The sequence below is a fragment of the Psychrobacillus sp. FSL H8-0484 genome (assembly GCF_038005325.1).
Classification (GTDB): domain Bacteria; phylum Bacillota; class Bacilli; order Bacillales_A; family Planococcaceae; genus Psychrobacillus.
The window spans coordinates 2618406-2634903 of the sequence record NZ_JBBOSZ010000001.1 but is presented as its reverse complement, the minus strand read 5'-3'; the positions used below and the strand labels follow the sequence as shown (position 1 = coordinate 2634903).

Below are 16498 nucleotides of genomic sequence, written 5' to 3'. Positions count from 1 at the left end.
TTTTTTATATAGTAGAAATCCAAAAGTAATGAATATGTTGAAAAAATTAACAAATTTGAAACTTTTCTAACAATTTATCGTATTAAAAAAGATGGCGCTGTTAAACTACATTGTTGTAATTGATAATATCCGCTTGCTTTCCGCGGACGAACCGACGAGCCTCCTCGGCTTAGTCTGTGGGGTCTCGTCTAGCTCGTATTGGACGCAGCATGTTGTACAAGTTCTTCAAATGTTTGTCCATTTAGGGATATTATCTATTTTTGTTGGAGGTGCAAGTCAATATCCGGACACTCCTTGGCGTTTAGTTCCAGAAATATATAAGCTATCCGGTATGATTTCCATTTCTTGGGAAGTATTTATGACAAAGCAATTTTGGATGATCCTTCCCCCGTTATTTGTATTTATGTTACTAATCTATTGTTTCCATACAATAGCAGAGGGAATTGCATCGAATAGCTCAAGTTCTCTTCTGAAAAAGAAGCAAAAACGGGAGAGAGCCATAGTTAATAATTGGGAAGAACAAGAAACTGTGCCCAGTCATGATTATAGTCGCATCTCTGATGCAGTTAGTATTAAAGAGGAATGATCTAAGAGGATAAGAAGACGCTTTATATACGCATTTTAAGGGGCATGTTTACCATATTGGTTATTCTATCCAGAACGATCGGAATAACGAGCGAATATAGGAGAGCATGATTGAATTAATCCAGACATTTATTTTAGAAGAATCATAGAGATAATTTTTATATTACTTACTTGCAATATAGGGACTAGACGAAAGGGTGATAGAACATGTTGTGGGTTAAGGTATTTCTATTCTTTTTAATAGTTGCTAGTTTTTTAATTTTAGATAGGTTTGTCAAAAAGAAATATGATTTACCAAAGAAGCTTAAGTATACGAAACGATTTAACTCTGACCAGGTGATCGTGGAGACAGGACTATTATTTATTGCACTCGTCGGAATACTATTTGCAAGTATCTCGAGATTGGAAAATGGGATATACCGTCCGCTAAATCCCATTCCTTTAGGGATATGGCTATTTCTTTTTATCTCTGTTTTGTACGTTTACAGAGGATATATGGTAAAAAAGTATTTTCAAAAGAATATTATGTACATTTTGCTTTTGCAATTTGGCTCCCTTTTGCTGGACTTATTTTGGAACTATTATTTAAACTATGACAAGAAACGAGAAGCGTATTCTTGAACTTGTAGTAAAAATATAAACTATGAAGTTAAAAGCGGGACTGGGGCTCCCGAAATTGCATCTTCGGGAGCTAAATTTTTACGCATTGGAAAGTATTGATTCTCTCATTATCCAGAATAGCACTAACATGTTCTCAAAAGTTGCAGGAGAGCGGCGGAGAGACAACTGCCACAAAATTACCGAAAAAACGAGGGGAGGAAAGTGACGTCAGTCACTTTCCTCCCCTATGGTTTCTCGTAGGTAATGATGTAGTAAAAGTGAGTCCAAAGCACTCCGGAAACAAGTGCAAACAGGTTGGCTTTTAAAAGGCGCGATTAGCGCTTTTCCACTTTTTAAAAACCGATCGAATGCTCATCTTTATCCCATTCATTCTTGATCGATCGTTTATTCTGCTTGAGTAGTTCCTCGATACGTTTTTCGTAGGCTAGCTTTCCGTCGTAATGCCAGTTCAACGCAACAGACATATAGAGCTCATTTAACTGTGACATAGAAAGACCTTTTGTACGTTTGGCCATATCGACAAGTTGTTCGTCTGTAAAAATTTGCTTGATATCCAATTTGTGCAAATAGCTTTCTCGAACTTTTTCAGAAGGGGAAGGTATTTCATAGGCCCGATCAAATCGGCCAGCACGATTAATAAGCGCAGGATCGATTTTCTGAGGGTAATTAGTTGTACCGATGATAAATAATCCCTCTCTTGATTGAGCGCCGTCTAGCGTGTTTAAAAAGACAGAACGAGTGTATTCTGGCATCGAATCAATATCCTCAATTACTAATATGGCAGGTGCTAATCTCGTGACAATTCCAAACACTTCTTGTACAGAATGACTGCCAGTGAATTCGGTAATTTGCCAATACACTACAGGAGCTTTTGTTGAGCCTGTTATGGATTTAACTAAAGTCGTTTTTCCATTGCCAGGTGACCCGTATAGTAAAATACCACGTTTATAAGGGAGACCATACTCTTTAAAAAAATGTCCCTCTTCCTTAAAAAATTCATCAATGGAACGGAAAATATCCTGTTTAATATTTTCGTCTAGTAATACATCTTCTCTATTTACCGATGCTTGTTCCCCATATTTTCTACGTTGTACTCCATGTTCAGTATCAACCAAATACGTAACGGATTGCATTAATAATTGACGCATCTTTTCATTAATTTCTTTCAGAAAAGCAAGAGCGGTTTCGGTAGAAGTTGCAAAGAAATGATATTCTGGCCAAGTGTTACCACCAGAATAATTAAAAGCAAGTGTCATAGCTACATCATATTCTGGAAAAAAGATGAGATTATTATCAAACGTTTCCACAATTTCTAATTTGCTTTCAATCGACAATTGTGATTTACTTGTTATTTTGCCCTGAGATTTCGTTTCGAATATGGACGCTAATACTTCATACGTTATGAGATGGTTCTCCATCATTTCTAATAAATTACTATCCAGTTGCAAAATGGACTCTCCAATATCGATAGCTTGCCAATTGCCGAGACGACGTTCTTTTAAGAAATTAGTAGCTCGTTTAGAGACAATTGCGTAGTCTTCATAGTTCGGATGGGAATGTCTGAAATCTTCATCGTGTGAAAATAAAATATGCTTGTGCATGCAGTACCTCCAAAAGTGGGATGATTCAATAAGAAAAGTGCAAGGTGATAGGAGACTAGTACTTACTAATTACGGAAGAAGTTTATACTTTCTTCTCTAACAAAAAAGGTTCCTCTGAAATAGAAGAACCTTATGTATTATTTGGATTTAATCTTGCCAGTCCAACCGCGGAAACCGCCTTGAAGCTGGTGAATTTGCGTATAGCCTTTTTTCTTTAAAAACATTGCTGCACGAGCACTTCGAGCGCTGCTTTGACAATATAAATAAACTGGTTTGTCTGGGCGAATTTCTTTGAAACGCTGACGAAGTTGAGAGGATGGAATGTTTCTAGCTCCTAAAATATGTCCTCCATCAAATTCTTTTGGTTCTCTTACATCGATTAATTGCGCTTTACGATAGCCTTCGATGAATTGTTCTTGCGTAAGGTTAGTTACGGCTTTCTTCAGTCGGAATGCAGAAATACCTGCATAGACTAAAAAGATGACTAGCACTGCAATGATTATATACAGAAAATCTAACACGGTCTTTCCCCTTTCTATGTTTACATATTCATTATAAAAGATTTGCTAGATACAATACAATCTATTTGATAAAATGAATAGCATTGTGAGGGGGAGTTTTGATGGAAAAGACAAAATGGTATTATATTAATTCAGGTCCCTGTAGTCCATCTTATAACATGGCGCTGGATGAAGCGTTGCTAGATTGGCATAGTGAAGGGCTTATTCCGCCAGTAGTTCGATTTTATGAATGGAATCCTGCAACTTTATCCATTGGTTATTTTCAATCCGTTGAAAAAGAAATTGATATGGAAGCAGTAGAACGTTTAGGGTTAGGATTTGTTCGAAGACCTACTGGTGGAAGAGGCGTACTCCACGAACATGAGCTAACGTATAGTGTAATTGTTTCGGAGAGTTATCCAGATATGCCAGCCACGGTGACAGAATCATATCGTGTTATTAGTGAAGGCATATTATTAGGTTTTCAGAATCTTGGATTAGAAGCTTACTTCTCTATACCAAATACGGTAGAAAAAAAGCAGGATTTAAAAAAACCGAGAACCGCTGTTTGTTTTGATACACCAAGTTGGTATGAGCTTGTTGTAGAAGGTAAAAAAGTAGCAGGTAGTGCACAAACAAGACAAAAAGGTGTCATATTACAACACGGTGCAATTCTATTAGATCTAGATGAAGAAAAACTTATTCAAACATTTAAATTTTCTTCGGATGAACTGAGAAAAAGAGTAAAAAATAGCTTATCGCAAAAAGCTGTTGCCATCAACAAATTAATACAAAAACCGGTAACGGTCGACGAATGCAAAGTAGCATTTAAAAAAGGATTTGAAGATGCATTACAAATAGATTTAGTTGAATTTACGTTAACGGAGGAACAAGAAAACTACGTTAAAGACCTTGAAAACAGGCGTTATGCAAATGATGAGTGGAACTATAAAAAATAATTTATTTTTTTTTTGGTAAATTAGTCCATTGACTACTGATACATATAGGTTTTCATCATATCGGGTCATTTGCAAAATAACACAACATATAGTATCGTTTGTAAATGAAATTATACTATATATAGTGTTGAAAATTTTAAATTAAAGGGAGGCAATATGATGGTATTAGCATCTCAGAATAAAAATGCAACCATTAACATTGAACAGTTAAACAAAGACATTGAATTATTTCCACAAGTACACCCAATTACAGAAGACATGAAATTAACACACAAAGGTGTTTCCCGATTAGTTATGATTGACCGGTATTCATTTAAAGATACGGAAAAGAAAACGCTAAAAGCAGGAGATTTTGTCGTTTTGACGGTAAAAGCAGATCCTAAATTTCCTGCACGTGGATTAGGTCATATTGTATCGATTGATCAATCGACAAAAACTGCCGAAGTATTAATCGAAGAGGACTACCGTAGTGCAATCGATGACAATGACGAGTTACAGTCAGGTATTGTGAAACGTTCACTCAATATTATTGAAAAACCGCTTGAAGTGTTTTATGAACAAATTGCGAAACGTAATGCTACGGGTCTTGCTTCTGTGGAAAAAACAGAGGAAAAGCGAAAAGAATGGTTTGAAAAGTTTTATCAACAATTAGTTACATTAAAATTCATCCCTGCTGGACGAGTACTTTATGGAGCAGGAACTGGAACAGATGTAACATACTTTAACTGTTATGTGATGCCATTTGTCGCTGATTCTCGTGAAGGAATTAGTGATCATCGTAAACAAGTGATGGAAATTATGAGCCGTGGTGGTGGAGTTGGAACAAACGGTTCGACCCTACGTCCACGAAACACTCTTGCTCGTGGAGTAAACGGAAAATCTTCCGGATCTGTTTCTTGGTTAGATGATATAGCTAAATTGACACATCTTGTGGAACAAGGTGGTTCACGCAGGGGAGCACAAATGATTATGTTAGCCGACTGGCACCCTGATATTGCAGAATTCATCATTTCTAAGATGCAAAATCCGCGAATTCTACGTTTCTTGATTGAAAACACAAATGATGAAACGATTAAACAATTAGCGAAGGACAAGCTAAAATTCAAACCGTTAACAAACCAAGAAGAAGCAATGTACCAAGGTATTGTAAACTACAAAGCGATTCCTGGCTTAGGTGGCTTTAGCGATGAAATAATTCGTGATGCAGAAACAAAACTGCGTGATGAGGGAACTTATTCGGTTCATAATCCTGAATTTTTAACTGGTGCGAATATTTCAGTAACACTGACAGATGATTTCATGAAAGCAGTGGAGGAAGATGCTGACTTTGCATTACGTTTCCCTGCAACTGAATCTTACACTCCAGAGCAAATGGATTATTATAACAAACATTGGCATGAAATCGGAGATGTTCGTGAATGGGAAGAAATGGGCTACCCAGTAAGAACATATCGCACAATGAGAGCGAAAGAGCTTTGGAATCTAATCAATGTGTGTGCTACTTACTCTGCAGAACCAGGTATTTTCTTCATAGACAATGCGAATGAAAAAACAAATGCTCGTGCATATGGACAAAAAGTAGTAGCGACAAATCCTTGTGGGGAGCAACCACTTGCACCGTATTCGGTTTGTAATTTAGCCGCTGTCAATTTAGCACAATTTGCAAATAAAGAAACAAAAACAGTTAACTTGGAAGCATTAAAAGAAACGGTAAGCGTTGGTGTACGTATGCAAGATAACGTAATTGATGCTACTCCGTATTTCTTAGAGGAAAATAAAGTACAAGCCTTAGGAGAAAGACGTGTAGGACTAGGTGTTATGGGGCTTGCAGATCTTTTAATTTATTGTGAAAAGGAATATGGCTCGGAAGAAGGTAATGTATTAGTCGATGAGGTCTTTAAAACGATCGCTATTGCTGCGTACGAAACATCTGCTGAGTTAGCAAAAGAACGTGGAAGCTTCCCATTCTTAATAGGCGACACAGAAGACGAAACGAATCGACTTCGTAAAGCCTTTACGGAAACAGGCTTTATGGAATCAATGCCAGAAGAAATTAGAGCAACCATTTTAGAGAATGGTATTCGAAACTCTCATCTATTAACAGTTGCTCCAACCGGTTCAACTGGAACAATGGTAGGTGTTTCAACAGGTCTAGAACCCTACTATTCTTTCACTTATTACAGAAGTGGACGTTTAGGTAAATTTATCGAAGTAAAAGCAGATATTGTACAAGAATACTTACATGCAAATAAAAATGCAGATGAACAGAATTTACCAGAATGGTTTGTTACTGCAATGGAGTTAGCACCTGAAGCCCATGCAGATGTCCAATGTATTATTCAACGTTGGATTGATAGTTCTATCTCCAAAACAGTAAATGCTCCACGAGGATATACTGTGGAACAAGTAGAAGGGGTATATGAGCGTTTATACCGCGGTGGTGCAAAAGGCGGTACGGTTTACGTTGATGGCAGCCGTGATTCTCAAGTTCTTACACTGAAAGCGGAAGAGAATACGCTGGATGATCAAACACAAGAAGAAAAAGTATTTGAAAAACGACCGATCGTATTAATTGATACTATTCAAGACTTACGTTCTACGAATGTAACCATTGGATCAGAAGTAGGGGACACTTGCCCGGTTTGCCGTAAAGGAACGGTAGAAGAAATGGGTGGATGTAACACATGTACAAACTGTAACGCGCAATTAAAATGCGGACTATAATTTTTAACTAAAAGAAACACACGCTGAGTAATAGTTTTTCAGCGTGTGTTTTTATTTGCCTTTTTATTGTTTAATAATTTTCTTCTAAACACAAACTAAGTGAAAAAGGAGACTTGATTTATTTATGAAAACTTTATCTATTAGTACTAGTTTGGTTGCGTCTCTGGGAACAGTGATTATGCTGAAAATGTTATCGTACTTTCATTTTATAAAATGGAATCCGATTGGTTTTTCGCATACATTTGAGATGTTTAGTAAAAGTAATGCGTCCGTTAAATGGGGAGTTTTATTTCTATTTACTTGGGCTGTCTGTATTGCTTTGTATTATATTAGCATTTTATTCATGAAAGTTCCGGTGTCGATTACTAGCCTCGTATTAGGATTACTAATAGCATTTGCTTTAGAATGGATCATTTTAGATGCAGATTCAATTGAAAAGACGATTAAAAAACTATCCATACCTTTTATATGTATTGTTATTATATTCGTTCGATTTTTAATGGAATCAGCCATCTTTCATGCACAGGATACTCCATTAAGTAAATGAAAATTTACCGTCCTCGTTTCCTATGATAAAATAACAGATAGATGTTATTTAGAAAATGAGATGAGGGCTAAAGATGAAACTTGAAAAGTTACGTGCTGCATTAGAAGAACGAGGTGTTGACGCATTACTGATTACGAATGGACATAGTAGACGATACATGACCGGATTTACTGGTACTGCCGGTGTTGCGATTGTCTCTAAACAGGATGCTGTGTTCATCACTGATTTCCGTTATACAGAACAAGCAGCAAGTCAAATTAAAGACTTCCGCATTGTACAACATACGAAAACATTAATCGAAGAAGTGGCAAATCAAGTGAGTGAGTTAGGTATCCATTCTCTTGGTTTTGAAAAAGACGATGTGACTTACAGTAGTTTTGAAATGTACAAACTAGCAATTTCAGCTGATTTAGTACCACTTTCTGGGTTAGTAGAAAAAATTCGCTTGATAAAGACCGAAGAAGAGATTAGTATAATAAAGGCAGCTTGTCGTATTGCGGATGAAGCATACGAGCATATTGTTACATACATAAAACCAGGAATGACAGAGCTTCAAGTGTCCAATGAGCTAGAATTTTTCATGCGTAAACGTGGTGCAACTTCTTCTTCTTTTGATACAATCGTTGCTTCAGGTATTCGTTCTGCACTTCCACATGGAGTTGCGACGGATAAAGTAATTGAAGAAGGCGATTTTGTTACATTAGACTTTGGAGCTGTATACAATGGATACATTTCCGATACAACTCGTACAGTAGCAGTTGGAGAGCCGACCGAACAATTAAAAGAGATTTATCAGGTTGTTTTGGATGCCCAACTACTTGCTTTAGAAAAAGTAAAACCAGGTATGACTGGGAAAGAAGCGGACGCTATTGCACGCGATTATATTGCATCAAAAGGATACGGTGAAGCATTTGGACATTCTTTAGGACATGGCATTGGTCTAGAAGTACATGAAGGTCCTGGGTTATCTTTCCGTTCGGATGTTGTACTAGAACCAGGTATGGTTATTACGATTGAGCCTGGTATTTACTTGCCAAATATTGGCGGTGTTCGAATCGAAGATGATGCACTTGTAACTGAAAATGGTCTAGAAAAGCTAACACATTCCACAAAAGAATTATTAATACTAGCTTAAATTTGGAGGGAAAAGAATGATTTCAGTAAATGATTTTAAAACAGGGTTAACAATTTTAGTAGATGGAGTACTTTACCGAGTACTTGATTTCCAACATGTAAAACCAGGTAAAGGTGCCGCTTTTGTGCGTTCAAAACTAAGAAACCTACGTAATGGTTCTGTAAACGAAAAAACATTCCGTGCAGGTGAAAAAGTAGAAAAAGCACAAATCGATAACCGTAAAATGCAATATTTATATGCTAGTGGGGATCAACATGTGTTCATGGATACTGATTCTTACGAGCAAATCGAATTAAGCGAAAAGCAACTTGAGTACGAATTAAAATTCTTACGTGAAAACATGGAAATTCAAGTAATTCAGTACCAAGGGGAAACGCTTGGAGTAGAATTACCAAAATCAGTTGAACTAGAAGTAACAGAAACAGAACCAGGTATTAAAGGTGATACTTCTGGTGGTGGTTCTAAAACGGCAACGCTTGAAACTGGCGTAGTTGTAACTGTTCCACTTTTCATCAATGTTGGAGATAAATTAATCATTAACACGGATGAGGGTTCATACGTTTCAAGAGCATAATTTTTAAGGCTATGGCGAAATGTTGGCCATCAGGTTAAATAACACAAAAATATAGATACAAAAAGAGTCTCGCTTTTGCGAGTCCACTGAAAAGTCTATTAATCATTACTTAGCGAGTTCTTGAACGACAAGTCGTTCAAGAACTCGCTTTTTAATTACATATAACATCTGGTGATTCCGTTGCAGGCGGTCAGTGAGCCTCATCGTCGCAAGCTGAGTGCACTGAAAAAGTGGTGTTCTAATAAAATTCCTAATAATTATCCGCTAATTGGATTTAGCACGGCTCTTTTCGCTTTCCGTGGGCGAGCGCCGCCGTGCTAAATCCTATAGTACACAGTATCGACACATCAAATATTTATCAAAAAAAATTCTCAAATAGAGTTTTTCAGTGCCCTCCGCAAGCTCCTGCGGGGTCTCACCTGGACGCGATTTTCCCTCTGGAGTCGTCACCTTCCACTCTCATCACCATAAAATAAATACTCGAGTTAATTTCATAAATACTACTTTGTCATTAATATACGAACATTTATGACTTAGTTGATTGAAGCGGCAGGCGGCGACTCCAGCGGGATGGCTTATCGCTCACCCCGCGGAAAGCGTCCGCCTATAGCGGAAATCAACTATACTTTATTCCATGTAAATATATTTCTTTAGTTCAAGCGAAGACCTTCTATTTTAATATTGAAAAGTGTAAAGTTTGTCAACTGCGAGACGGCTGTTATAAGAAGGCACAAAAACTAAAACGTATTCAGTTTCGATTAAATCGACAGAACATCAAGAACAAGCAGCGTTTCAAGAAACGGAAACGTATAAATAGCTTGCGCGAAAACGCTATAACATCGAAGTGAAAAATAGTGAATGGAAGAATACTCACGGATACGATACAGCATCCTTTGGGGGTTATTTGGCATGGAAATACAAGTTGCCACAACGATATTCACCGTCAATCTGAAATGGATTTTGAAATTATTGAACGAAAAAGAGGAGAAATAGACAAAGAAATTCGGCACTTCCTGTTCAAACTGGAACAAGAAGTGTCGGATTTTTGTTTAAAAAGAATTTGCTGTTTTAACAACGATAGTTTTTCATTGGCCACGAATTTGCAAGGCTCTTTTTCATATTCTCTTTTATTCTTTCATATGCTACTTGTATGGAAGGGGGAGGCATTGTGGAACTTCACGATGTACTTCGAGTTGCGGGTATAGGCTTATTAATAGCTATTCTTCACTTGTTTTTTGAGTCAACTGGTAAGAAAGAATTCGCGTTTTTCTTGTTTTTTGTTGGGTATATTTACATGACAATCGAGTTATTACGTTTATTAAGACTATTCTTTTATGAGATTTCGTCATTTTTAGAATGGCTTCTGATGACGAGCTAACAAATGATTGTATATGTAACGATTATTCTCGCATTTTGTTTATTGCAGCTAGTAAAAGAAACGTATCCTCGGTTACATTCCATTATCTATACCATTTATATCTTTCTATTTCTAACTTATATTGTGACATCCATCGTTATTCCATTTGTTACACAGTATATTTCGATCGTACCAGAAGCCCTTCTACCCGTATTTAAACTTCTCCTTTTTTCGGTAATCTTACTTTTTATATCTCAAATTGTGGAAGAACTTCTTTTAGACTATGAATATACAAGCCTGGCTATCATCATTACATTTACAACAAAAGCAATCTTACTCGTTGTTTGGCTCCAACACATGAAGAAGTTTTATGAAAAGTTTTTATCGATAATGGGATTACTCTCTTGAAGGAATGAACTAGGATGGAAGAAATAATTTCAACTGTATTGCAGCCAGTGAAAGAAGTTATACAAACATTTACGTATATTCTCCTGTTTGGTTTTATTTTTGTTTGCTTAGAGTGGTTTATTCCGAGTAGCAAAAGACTCTTTAAATTATTATTTATCATGATTATTTGTTTTTATTGTTTAGAGCCCGCTTTTCGAACAGTAGGTATGATTCAAGCACTAACAAATCAGCTAGTTCATCTTTTTTTAGGTGTGTACCCTCTGCTTACGGCAGGTATAGCTATCTCAGGTGGCGCATTACTAGTAACTTCTTGGAACCCCGCGGTAATGTTATTTGCGACCTTTACGTCCATTTTGGCAGAAAGGGTATTAATACCAGCATTACTAGCAGCGTTTATTTTTGATTTAATAACGAGAATTCATCCAGCCACATCATTTTCTAAGATGTCGGATCTAATTCGAATGACGTTAGTGGGATCAACATCCATCATTCTTGTCCTGTATAGTTTCTTTATGACTGTGAATGGTGTCATCACATGGACTGTAAGTGGAGCAGTCAATGAAACGGTCAAACGCTTAATCCAAAATAATATACCCTTTGTCGGGTCGTTATTGACAGAAAGTATAAGTACGATGAAAAACTATTCATCCTCTGCATCCGTAGTTACTGGTAATGCCGTTTTGTTTTCTGTATTAGTGTTAGTATCTATTCCAACGATTCAAACGATCTTAATTGCTTTCCTGTATCGATTGCTAGGTGCTATTTTAGAACCTTTTATAGATGGACAAATTAGTGGACTGTTAGATGATATTGGAAAGACACTATTTGTCTTATCTATTATTTCGGTGTTAATCGCGTTTGCATTTTTCTTCACAATCATATTAACCATGCTTTTTGCAAAACTACTTATAAGTGTGAAAGGATAACTACAGTCGTTTCAACCCTTTTATATGGTATTTTACTCATAGTTGTCGTCGGTGAGATTCTCTCCATTCTATTAGAGCATATGGATAAGGAACGTACAGGCTTTCTTGTAAAAATTTCGATTATATTTTGGATTATGTCCTTTCTCTTCATATAAATAGGTTGTCTTGCATAAAGTATGTTATCCATTATGAAAAGAAGGGTGAAGTACAATTCCATTTAAACAAAAGCCCACTTTTCGTTTTGTTGTAATTAGTATAGCTGTTCTAATCATCAGTCTACTTTTTTCAGAAGTAATTGGTCGGAATGATGGTGATAATGCGAATACAGTTCAACCAGTTTCCCAATCTCCAGATGAACTTTCTACAATTCTGGAAAAAATAAATGGAGTTGGTAGAGTCGCAGTTTATTTTCATTACGAATCGAACGCTGAAAAATCATCGGAAAGTGACGTATCATTTTTCCAATGGACAAGTGACAGTGGGAAGGACAAAGAGGAACTGATTGGAATACTAGTAGTTGCGGAAGGAGCGAGCGATAAACGTATACAAAATAATTTAATAAAGACCCTGTCATCTGTTTTACAAATATCTCCGCATCGAATTGTAATAGAAGAAATGGAATTGGAGGATAAATGATATGAATAGAAAACGATCCGTTTGGTTTTTAACATTACTAAGTTTAGTAGCAGTAGTTACAGTATTTTATATGTCGGAACGACCATCACCGTTTGATGGAATCCAGCTTTTTTCTGATGATACATTAGATGAGGTAGGATTAGTAGAAACTTCATCAAATGAACAATCATTTCTTTCTAGTAGCAATGCTTTTGAAGAAATGAGGATGGAAGTACAAGAAAAACGCAGCCAACTTCGTGAACAACTCACAACTAAAGTAGGAAATAACGATCTTACAGCAGAAGAAAAAGATCAAGCTTACAGCGAAATAGAAGAGTTAGTAAATGTTGATTCTGCTGAAGCGATGCTAGAGTTAATCATTAAATCATTAGGTTATGATGATGCGTTCGTTCGCATTGAGGATAACAATGTATTAATAGATGTGGTTTCAAATGAATCGTCTCCAAAAAAAGCCTCTGATATTATTTACAATGTAAAACGAGAGTGGCCACAAGCTTATAAAGTAGAAGTGAAATTTGACGGACAATAACAAAAGAAAAGTGCCTTAGGGGCACTTTTCAGCTTGACGACAAAAGTATTTTTATTAATGATTATGAATAATAATATCAATAAATATTCCTAAAGAGGTTACTTTATCTAATTAAAAGTAAAGATAGTGGATATCTATAAGGAATTGTTTATAAGGCAAGGACCACCACGAAGACTCCTGTGGGAACAGCTTGAGCAGAAGACCCCGCAGGAACGCTTGAGGAAGGAAGGCCAAGAACGCCGCGTCCTGCTCCTGCGCAAAGCTCGTCGCAAAAGAACTTTTGCGGCAACGCCTTCATGACCAACCTCGTGTTGGCCCGAGGCTGAAGCCAAGCTCACGGAAAGCGAAGTGGTGTTTCCTTGCCGAATTTTAATATACAACTCTATGCACCCAAAATTGAGTTTTCCTACAGTCTGAAAAGTGCCTCGGGGGCACTTTTTTTGTTTGCATAAAAAAAATAGTGGTTTTTTAATGCTTAGGAACTTGAAAAATGCAAAAATATACCGGTTACAGGGAAATTTCATAAGAATTAATTGTTTCCTATTTCAAAATAGGCTGAAAACGTCTAGAATGGGTAGAGTAGTATTAATAATGTATTCAAAGGGAGATAGGTTATATGAAAATCCAAGAAATTAGAGAAATTATTAAATTAATCGATCAGTCTACACTAGATGAATTTTTATATGAATCAGAAGGTACTAAAATTAAATTAAAAAAGAATGATAAAGGTTCTGTACTAAATTCTGGACAAACATTTGAAAGTTCTTCCGTAGTTGTGGAACAGCCAAAAGTAGTAGAAGCTAACCTGCAACCTGTAAGTGAAACTCCAATAGAAAAAGTGGAAAAAATTACAGCACCTGTTTTGGAAGACAGCAATCTGCATAAAATCACTTCTCCAATGGTTGGAACTTTTTATAAATCTTCTTCACCAGATTCAGCGGCGTATGTAGAAGTTGGATCGAAAATTTCTTCCGAATCGATTGTTTGTATCGTAGAAGCGATGAAACTATTTAATGAAATCGAAGCGGAAGTGAACGGTGAGATTGTTGAAATTCTTGTAAAAGACGGACAATTAGTTGAATACGGTCAACCTCTGTTCCTCGTAAAAAACTAAGAAAGGAGCAAGGATGATGAAAAAAGTATTAATTGCCAATCGTGGTGAAATTGCAGTTCGTATCATTCGTGCATGTAAAGAATTGGACATCGAAACGGTTGCTGTCTATTCAGAAGCAGATCGTGATGCACTACATGTTCAAATTGCGGACGAAGCTTATTGTATCGGTCCTAGATTATCAAAGGATTCCTATTTAAATTTCTCTAATATCATTAGTGTTGCTAAACTTACTGGCTGTGACGGGATACACCCAGGTTACGGATTTTTAGCAGAAAATGCAGAGTTTGCGGAGCTTTGTGAAGAATGCGATATTACATTTATCGGACCAACTTCACAAGCCATTCGAAGTATGGGAATTAAAGATGTTGCGAAAGAAACCATGCAAAAAGCTGGTGTTCCAACAGTTCCAGGTTCGAAAGGAATCGTGGAAACAGAAGAAGATGCATTAAAAGTAGCAAAAGAAATCGGATTCCCTGTGATTATTAAAGCTACTGCTGGTGGTGGTGGTAAAGGGATCCGTGTTGCAAAAGACGAAGAAGATTTGATAAAAGGAATTAAAATTACACAAAAAGAAGCAGCAGCAGCATTTGGTAACCCAGGTGTGTACTTAGAAAAATATATCGAAGTATTTCGTCATGTAGAGATTCAAGTTCTTGCAGACGCGCATGGGAATGCGGTTCACCTTGGCGAACGTGATTGTTCTATTCAACGTCGCATGCAAAAACTTGTAGAAGAAGCGCCGTCTCCAGCATTATCAGAAGAACTTCGTGCCGAAATGGGAGAAGCAGCTGTGAAGGCTGCACTTGCTGTTGGCTATCGCAGTGCTGGTACAGTAGAATTTATTTTTGATCACATCAATCAAAAATTCTATTTCATGGAAATGAATACGCGTATTCAAGTAGAACACCCTGTAACAGAAATGATTACGGGAATTGACTTAATTCAGCAAATGCTGAAAGTGGCAGCAGGAGAAAAATTACCTTTCAAACAAAAAGATATTAAACTTAAAGGATGGGCAATTGAATGTCGTATTAACGCAGAAAATCCTGCTAAAAACTTCATGCCTTCTCCAGGTTTAGTTGAATTTTACTTACCACCAGGAGGACTTGGCGTTCGCGTCGATTCTGCTGTTTATCCAGGCTATACTATTCCGCCATTCTATGATTCGATGGTAGCGAAGCTTATTACGTATGGTGAAACGCGAGAAGAAGCAATTGCGAAAATGAAACGCGCTCTTGGCGAATTCGCCATCCAAGGTGTAGAGACAACAATTGGTTTCCATGAAAAGCTCATGAATCATGAAGTGTTTGTATCTGGAGATTTTGATACGAAGTTTTTAGAGAAATACGATGTAATGAATTCATAAAAAGGAGTGTTCTATATGACAGAAACAACCGAACAAAAATTTGTTCAAATGACTCCTGAAGGAAAAGAATACTTAGGAACAATTGAAATCGCTCCTGAGGTAATAACAGTAATTGCAGGTATTGCTACTAATGAGGTGGAAGGAATCGCAGGAACACGCGGTAACTTTGCTGCAGGAGTTGTAGAACGATTAGGAAAAAAAGTGCATGGTAAAGGGATTAAAACAGAGATTACTAATGATGGATTGTTCATCGACGTATATTGCGTAGTGAAATACGGCTCTTCAGTACCTGCCGTTGCAAAAGAAGTACAATCTCAAATTCGCCAAGCAATTGAAAATATGACAAGCTTAACACCTAAGGAAGTAAATGTGCATATTATGGGCGTACAATTTGATACTGCAGAATAAATGATAGAGAGCCTTCCATGAGATGGCTCTTTTTCTTATTTTCTTCTTTCTAATAACCACTGTACAAAAAAATATGCTATTATTGTGTAGATAGTTACATTTAAAGGAGAACTAAATAATGAAACGAAGAGAAGCGAGAGAATTAGCACTACAAGCACTATTTCAGTTAGACAATCACGAAATTACGATAGAAGAAGCAATTGGACATGTTACGGATGAACAAGACTCGTTTTTAACTCAATTAGTAACTGGAACAATTGAGCATAAAGAGCAAATCGATTCTACCCTAACAGACAAGCTTGAAAACTGGTCACTTTCTCGATTACCAAAAATCGAACGAACAGTTCTTCGTATAGCTGTATACGAATTATTATATACAGAAGAGACACCTGCTAAAGTAGTTATTAATGAAGCTTTAGAAATTTGCAAAGTGTTCGGAGATGAGAAATCTAGCCGATTTGTAAATGGTGTATTATCTAAATATACAGAGCAATAGTATACGTAAGTT

General features: G+C 36.7%; 17 protein-coding genes and 1 pseudogene. 16 read left to right on the top strand and 2 right to left on the bottom strand.

Translation table 11 applies throughout. The features are described from left to right. Positions 1–91 precede the first annotated feature (91 nt). Positions 92–586 (top strand): hypothetical protein, encoded by a 495-nt coding sequence (locus MHH81_RS12790; RefSeq protein WP_340921812.1) that lies wholly within the window; start codon positions 92–94, stop codon positions 584–586. Positions 587–792: 206 nt separating this feature from the next. After that, the gene (locus MHH81_RS12785) at positions 793–1206 is read left to right on the top strand and encodes a DUF4181 domain-containing protein (protein ID WP_340921810.1); all 414 of its coding nucleotides are present in this window, start codon (positions 793–795) and stop codon (positions 1204–1206) included. A 332-nt stretch (positions 1207–1538) separates the two neighbouring features. On the opposite strand, the gene MHH81_RS12780 is transcribed toward MHH81_RS12785, so the two are convergent. Further along, complete coding sequence (locus MHH81_RS12780; protein ID WP_340921808.1) at positions 1539–2807, bottom strand: ATP-binding protein; 1269 nt, start codon at positions 2805–2807, stop codon at positions 1539–1541. A gap of 137 nt (positions 2808–2944) precedes the next feature. Then, the gene (locus MHH81_RS12775; protein WP_340921806.1) at positions 2945–3328 is read right to left on the bottom strand and encodes a rhodanese-like domain-containing protein; all 384 of its coding nucleotides are present in this window, start codon (positions 3326–3328) and stop codon (positions 2945–2947) included. 101 nt (positions 3329–3429) lie between these two features. Here MHH81_RS12775 and MHH81_RS12770 point away from each other — a divergent pair, with 101 nt between their 5' ends. From MHH81_RS12770 to nusB, 14 genes and pseudogenes are all read left to right on the top strand, one after another. After that, on the top strand, positions 3430–4266 hold the full coding sequence (locus tag MHH81_RS12770; RefSeq protein ID WP_340921804.1) for a lipoate--protein ligase family protein: 837 nt from the start codon (positions 3430–3432) through the stop codon (positions 4264–4266). Positions 4267–4425: 159 nt separating this feature from the next. Continuing rightward, positions 4426–6990, top strand: a complete 2565-nt coding sequence (locus MHH81_RS12765) for a vitamin B12-dependent ribonucleotide reductase (RefSeq protein WP_340925238.1) — start codon at positions 4426–4428, stop codon at positions 6988–6990. Positions 6991–7114: 124 nt separating this feature from the next. Further along, positions 7115–7537 (top strand): hypothetical protein, encoded by a 423-nt coding sequence (locus MHH81_RS12760; protein WP_340921802.1) that lies wholly within the window; start codon positions 7115–7117, stop codon positions 7535–7537. A 73-nt stretch (positions 7538–7610) separates the two neighbouring features. After that, on the top strand, positions 7611–8672 hold the full coding sequence (locus MHH81_RS12755; protein WP_340921800.1) for a M24 family metallopeptidase: 1062 nt from the start codon (positions 7611–7613) through the stop codon (positions 8670–8672). A gap of 16 nt (positions 8673–8688) precedes the next feature. After that, positions 8689–9246, top strand: coding sequence for an elongation factor P (gene efp / locus MHH81_RS12750; protein WP_340921798.1), 558 nt, complete (start codon positions 8689–8691; stop codon positions 9244–9246). A 656-nt stretch (positions 9247–9902) separates the two neighbouring features. Further along, a pseudogene (locus MHH81_RS12745) lies at positions 9903–10239 on the top strand (transposase); the annotation flags it as partial. Between the two features lie 175 nt (positions 10240–10414). Next, positions 10415–10624, top strand: a complete 210-nt coding sequence (locus MHH81_RS12740; protein WP_142607633.1) for a SpoIIIAC/SpoIIIAD family protein — start codon at positions 10415–10417, stop codon at positions 10622–10624. 3 nt (positions 10625–10627) lie between these two features. Continuing rightward, positions 10628–11011, top strand: a complete 384-nt coding sequence (locus MHH81_RS12735; protein WP_340921793.1) for a hypothetical protein — start codon at positions 10628–10630, stop codon at positions 11009–11011. A gap of 14 nt (positions 11012–11025) precedes the next feature. After that, positions 11026–11937, top strand: coding sequence for a stage III sporulation protein AE (locus tag MHH81_RS12730; RefSeq protein ID WP_340921792.1), 912 nt, complete (start codon positions 11026–11028; stop codon positions 11935–11937). 637 nt (positions 11938–12574) lie between these two features. Beyond that, on the top strand, positions 12575–13102 hold the full coding sequence (locus MHH81_RS12725) for a SpoIIIAH-like family protein (RefSeq protein ID WP_340921790.1): 528 nt from the start codon (positions 12575–12577) through the stop codon (positions 13100–13102). Between the two features lie 616 nt (positions 13103–13718). Further along, positions 13719–14216 carry an acetyl-CoA carboxylase biotin carboxyl carrier protein gene (accB, locus tag MHH81_RS12720; RefSeq protein WP_340921788.1) on the top strand — a complete coding sequence of 166 codons (498 nt, stop codon included), beginning with the start codon at positions 13719–13721 and terminating at the stop codon, positions 14214–14216. 13 nt (positions 14217–14229) lie between these two features. After that, entirely contained in the window at positions 14230–15582 is a 1353-nt protein-coding gene (accC, locus tag MHH81_RS12715; protein WP_340921786.1) for an acetyl-CoA carboxylase biotin carboxylase subunit, read from the top strand. Positions 15583–15597: 15 nt separating this feature from the next. Then, on the top strand, positions 15598–15990 hold the full coding sequence (locus MHH81_RS12710) for an Asp23/Gls24 family envelope stress response protein (RefSeq protein WP_340921784.1): 393 nt from the start codon (positions 15598–15600) through the stop codon (positions 15988–15990). Between the two features lie 118 nt (positions 15991–16108). Beyond that, on the top strand, positions 16109–16486 hold the full coding sequence (gene nusB, locus MHH81_RS12705; RefSeq protein ID WP_340921782.1) for a transcription antitermination factor NusB: 378 nt from the start codon (positions 16109–16111) through the stop codon (positions 16484–16486). The last annotated feature ends 12 nt before the right edge of the window (positions 16487–16498 follow it).

Bases quoted from the DNA above. Each gene is read 5' to 3' on its own strand.
- MHH81_RS12790 (WP_340921812.1), top strand. From the start codon at position 92: ATGGCGCTGTTAAACTACATTGTTGTAATTGATAATATCCGCTTGCTT.
- MHH81_RS12785 (WP_340921810.1), top strand. From the start codon at position 793: ATGTTGTGGGTTAAGGTATTTCTATTCTTTTTAATAGTTGCTAGTTTT.
- MHH81_RS12780 (WP_340921808.1), bottom strand. From the start codon at position 2,807: ATGCACAAGCATATTTTATTTTCACACGATGAAGATTTCAGACATTCC.
- MHH81_RS12770 (WP_340921804.1), top strand. From the start codon at position 3,430: ATGGAAAAGACAAAATGGTATTATATTAATTCAGGTCCCTGTAGTCCA.
- MHH81_RS12765 (WP_340925238.1), top strand. From the start codon at position 4,426: ATGGTATTAGCATCTCAGAATAAAAATGCAACCATTAACATTGAACAG.
- MHH81_RS12760 (WP_340921802.1), top strand. From the start codon at position 7,115: ATGAAAACTTTATCTATTAGTACTAGTTTGGTTGCGTCTCTGGGAACA.
- MHH81_RS12755 (WP_340921800.1), top strand. From the start codon at position 7,611: ATGAAACTTGAAAAGTTACGTGCTGCATTAGAAGAACGAGGTGTTGAC.
- efp (WP_340921798.1), top strand. From the start codon at position 8,689: ATGATTTCAGTAAATGATTTTAAAACAGGGTTAACAATTTTAGTAGAT.
- MHH81_RS12735 (WP_340921793.1), top strand. From the start codon at position 10,628: ATGATTGTATATGTAACGATTATTCTCGCATTTTGTTTATTGCAGCTA.
- MHH81_RS12730 (WP_340921792.1), top strand. From the start codon at position 11,026: ATGGAAGAAATAATTTCAACTGTATTGCAGCCAGTGAAAGAAGTTATA.
- MHH81_RS12725 (WP_340921790.1), top strand. From the start codon at position 12,575: ATGAATAGAAAACGATCCGTTTGGTTTTTAACATTACTAAGTTTAGTA.
- accB (WP_340921788.1), top strand. From the start codon at position 13,719: ATGAAAATCCAAGAAATTAGAGAAATTATTAAATTAATCGATCAGTCT.
- accC (WP_340921786.1), top strand. From the start codon at position 14,230: ATGATGAAAAAAGTATTAATTGCCAATCGTGGTGAAATTGCAGTTCGT.
- MHH81_RS12710 (WP_340921784.1), top strand. From the start codon at position 15,598: ATGACAGAAACAACCGAACAAAAATTTGTTCAAATGACTCCTGAAGGA.
- nusB (WP_340921782.1), top strand. From the start codon at position 16,109: ATGAAACGAAGAGAAGCGAGAGAATTAGCACTACAAGCACTATTTCAG.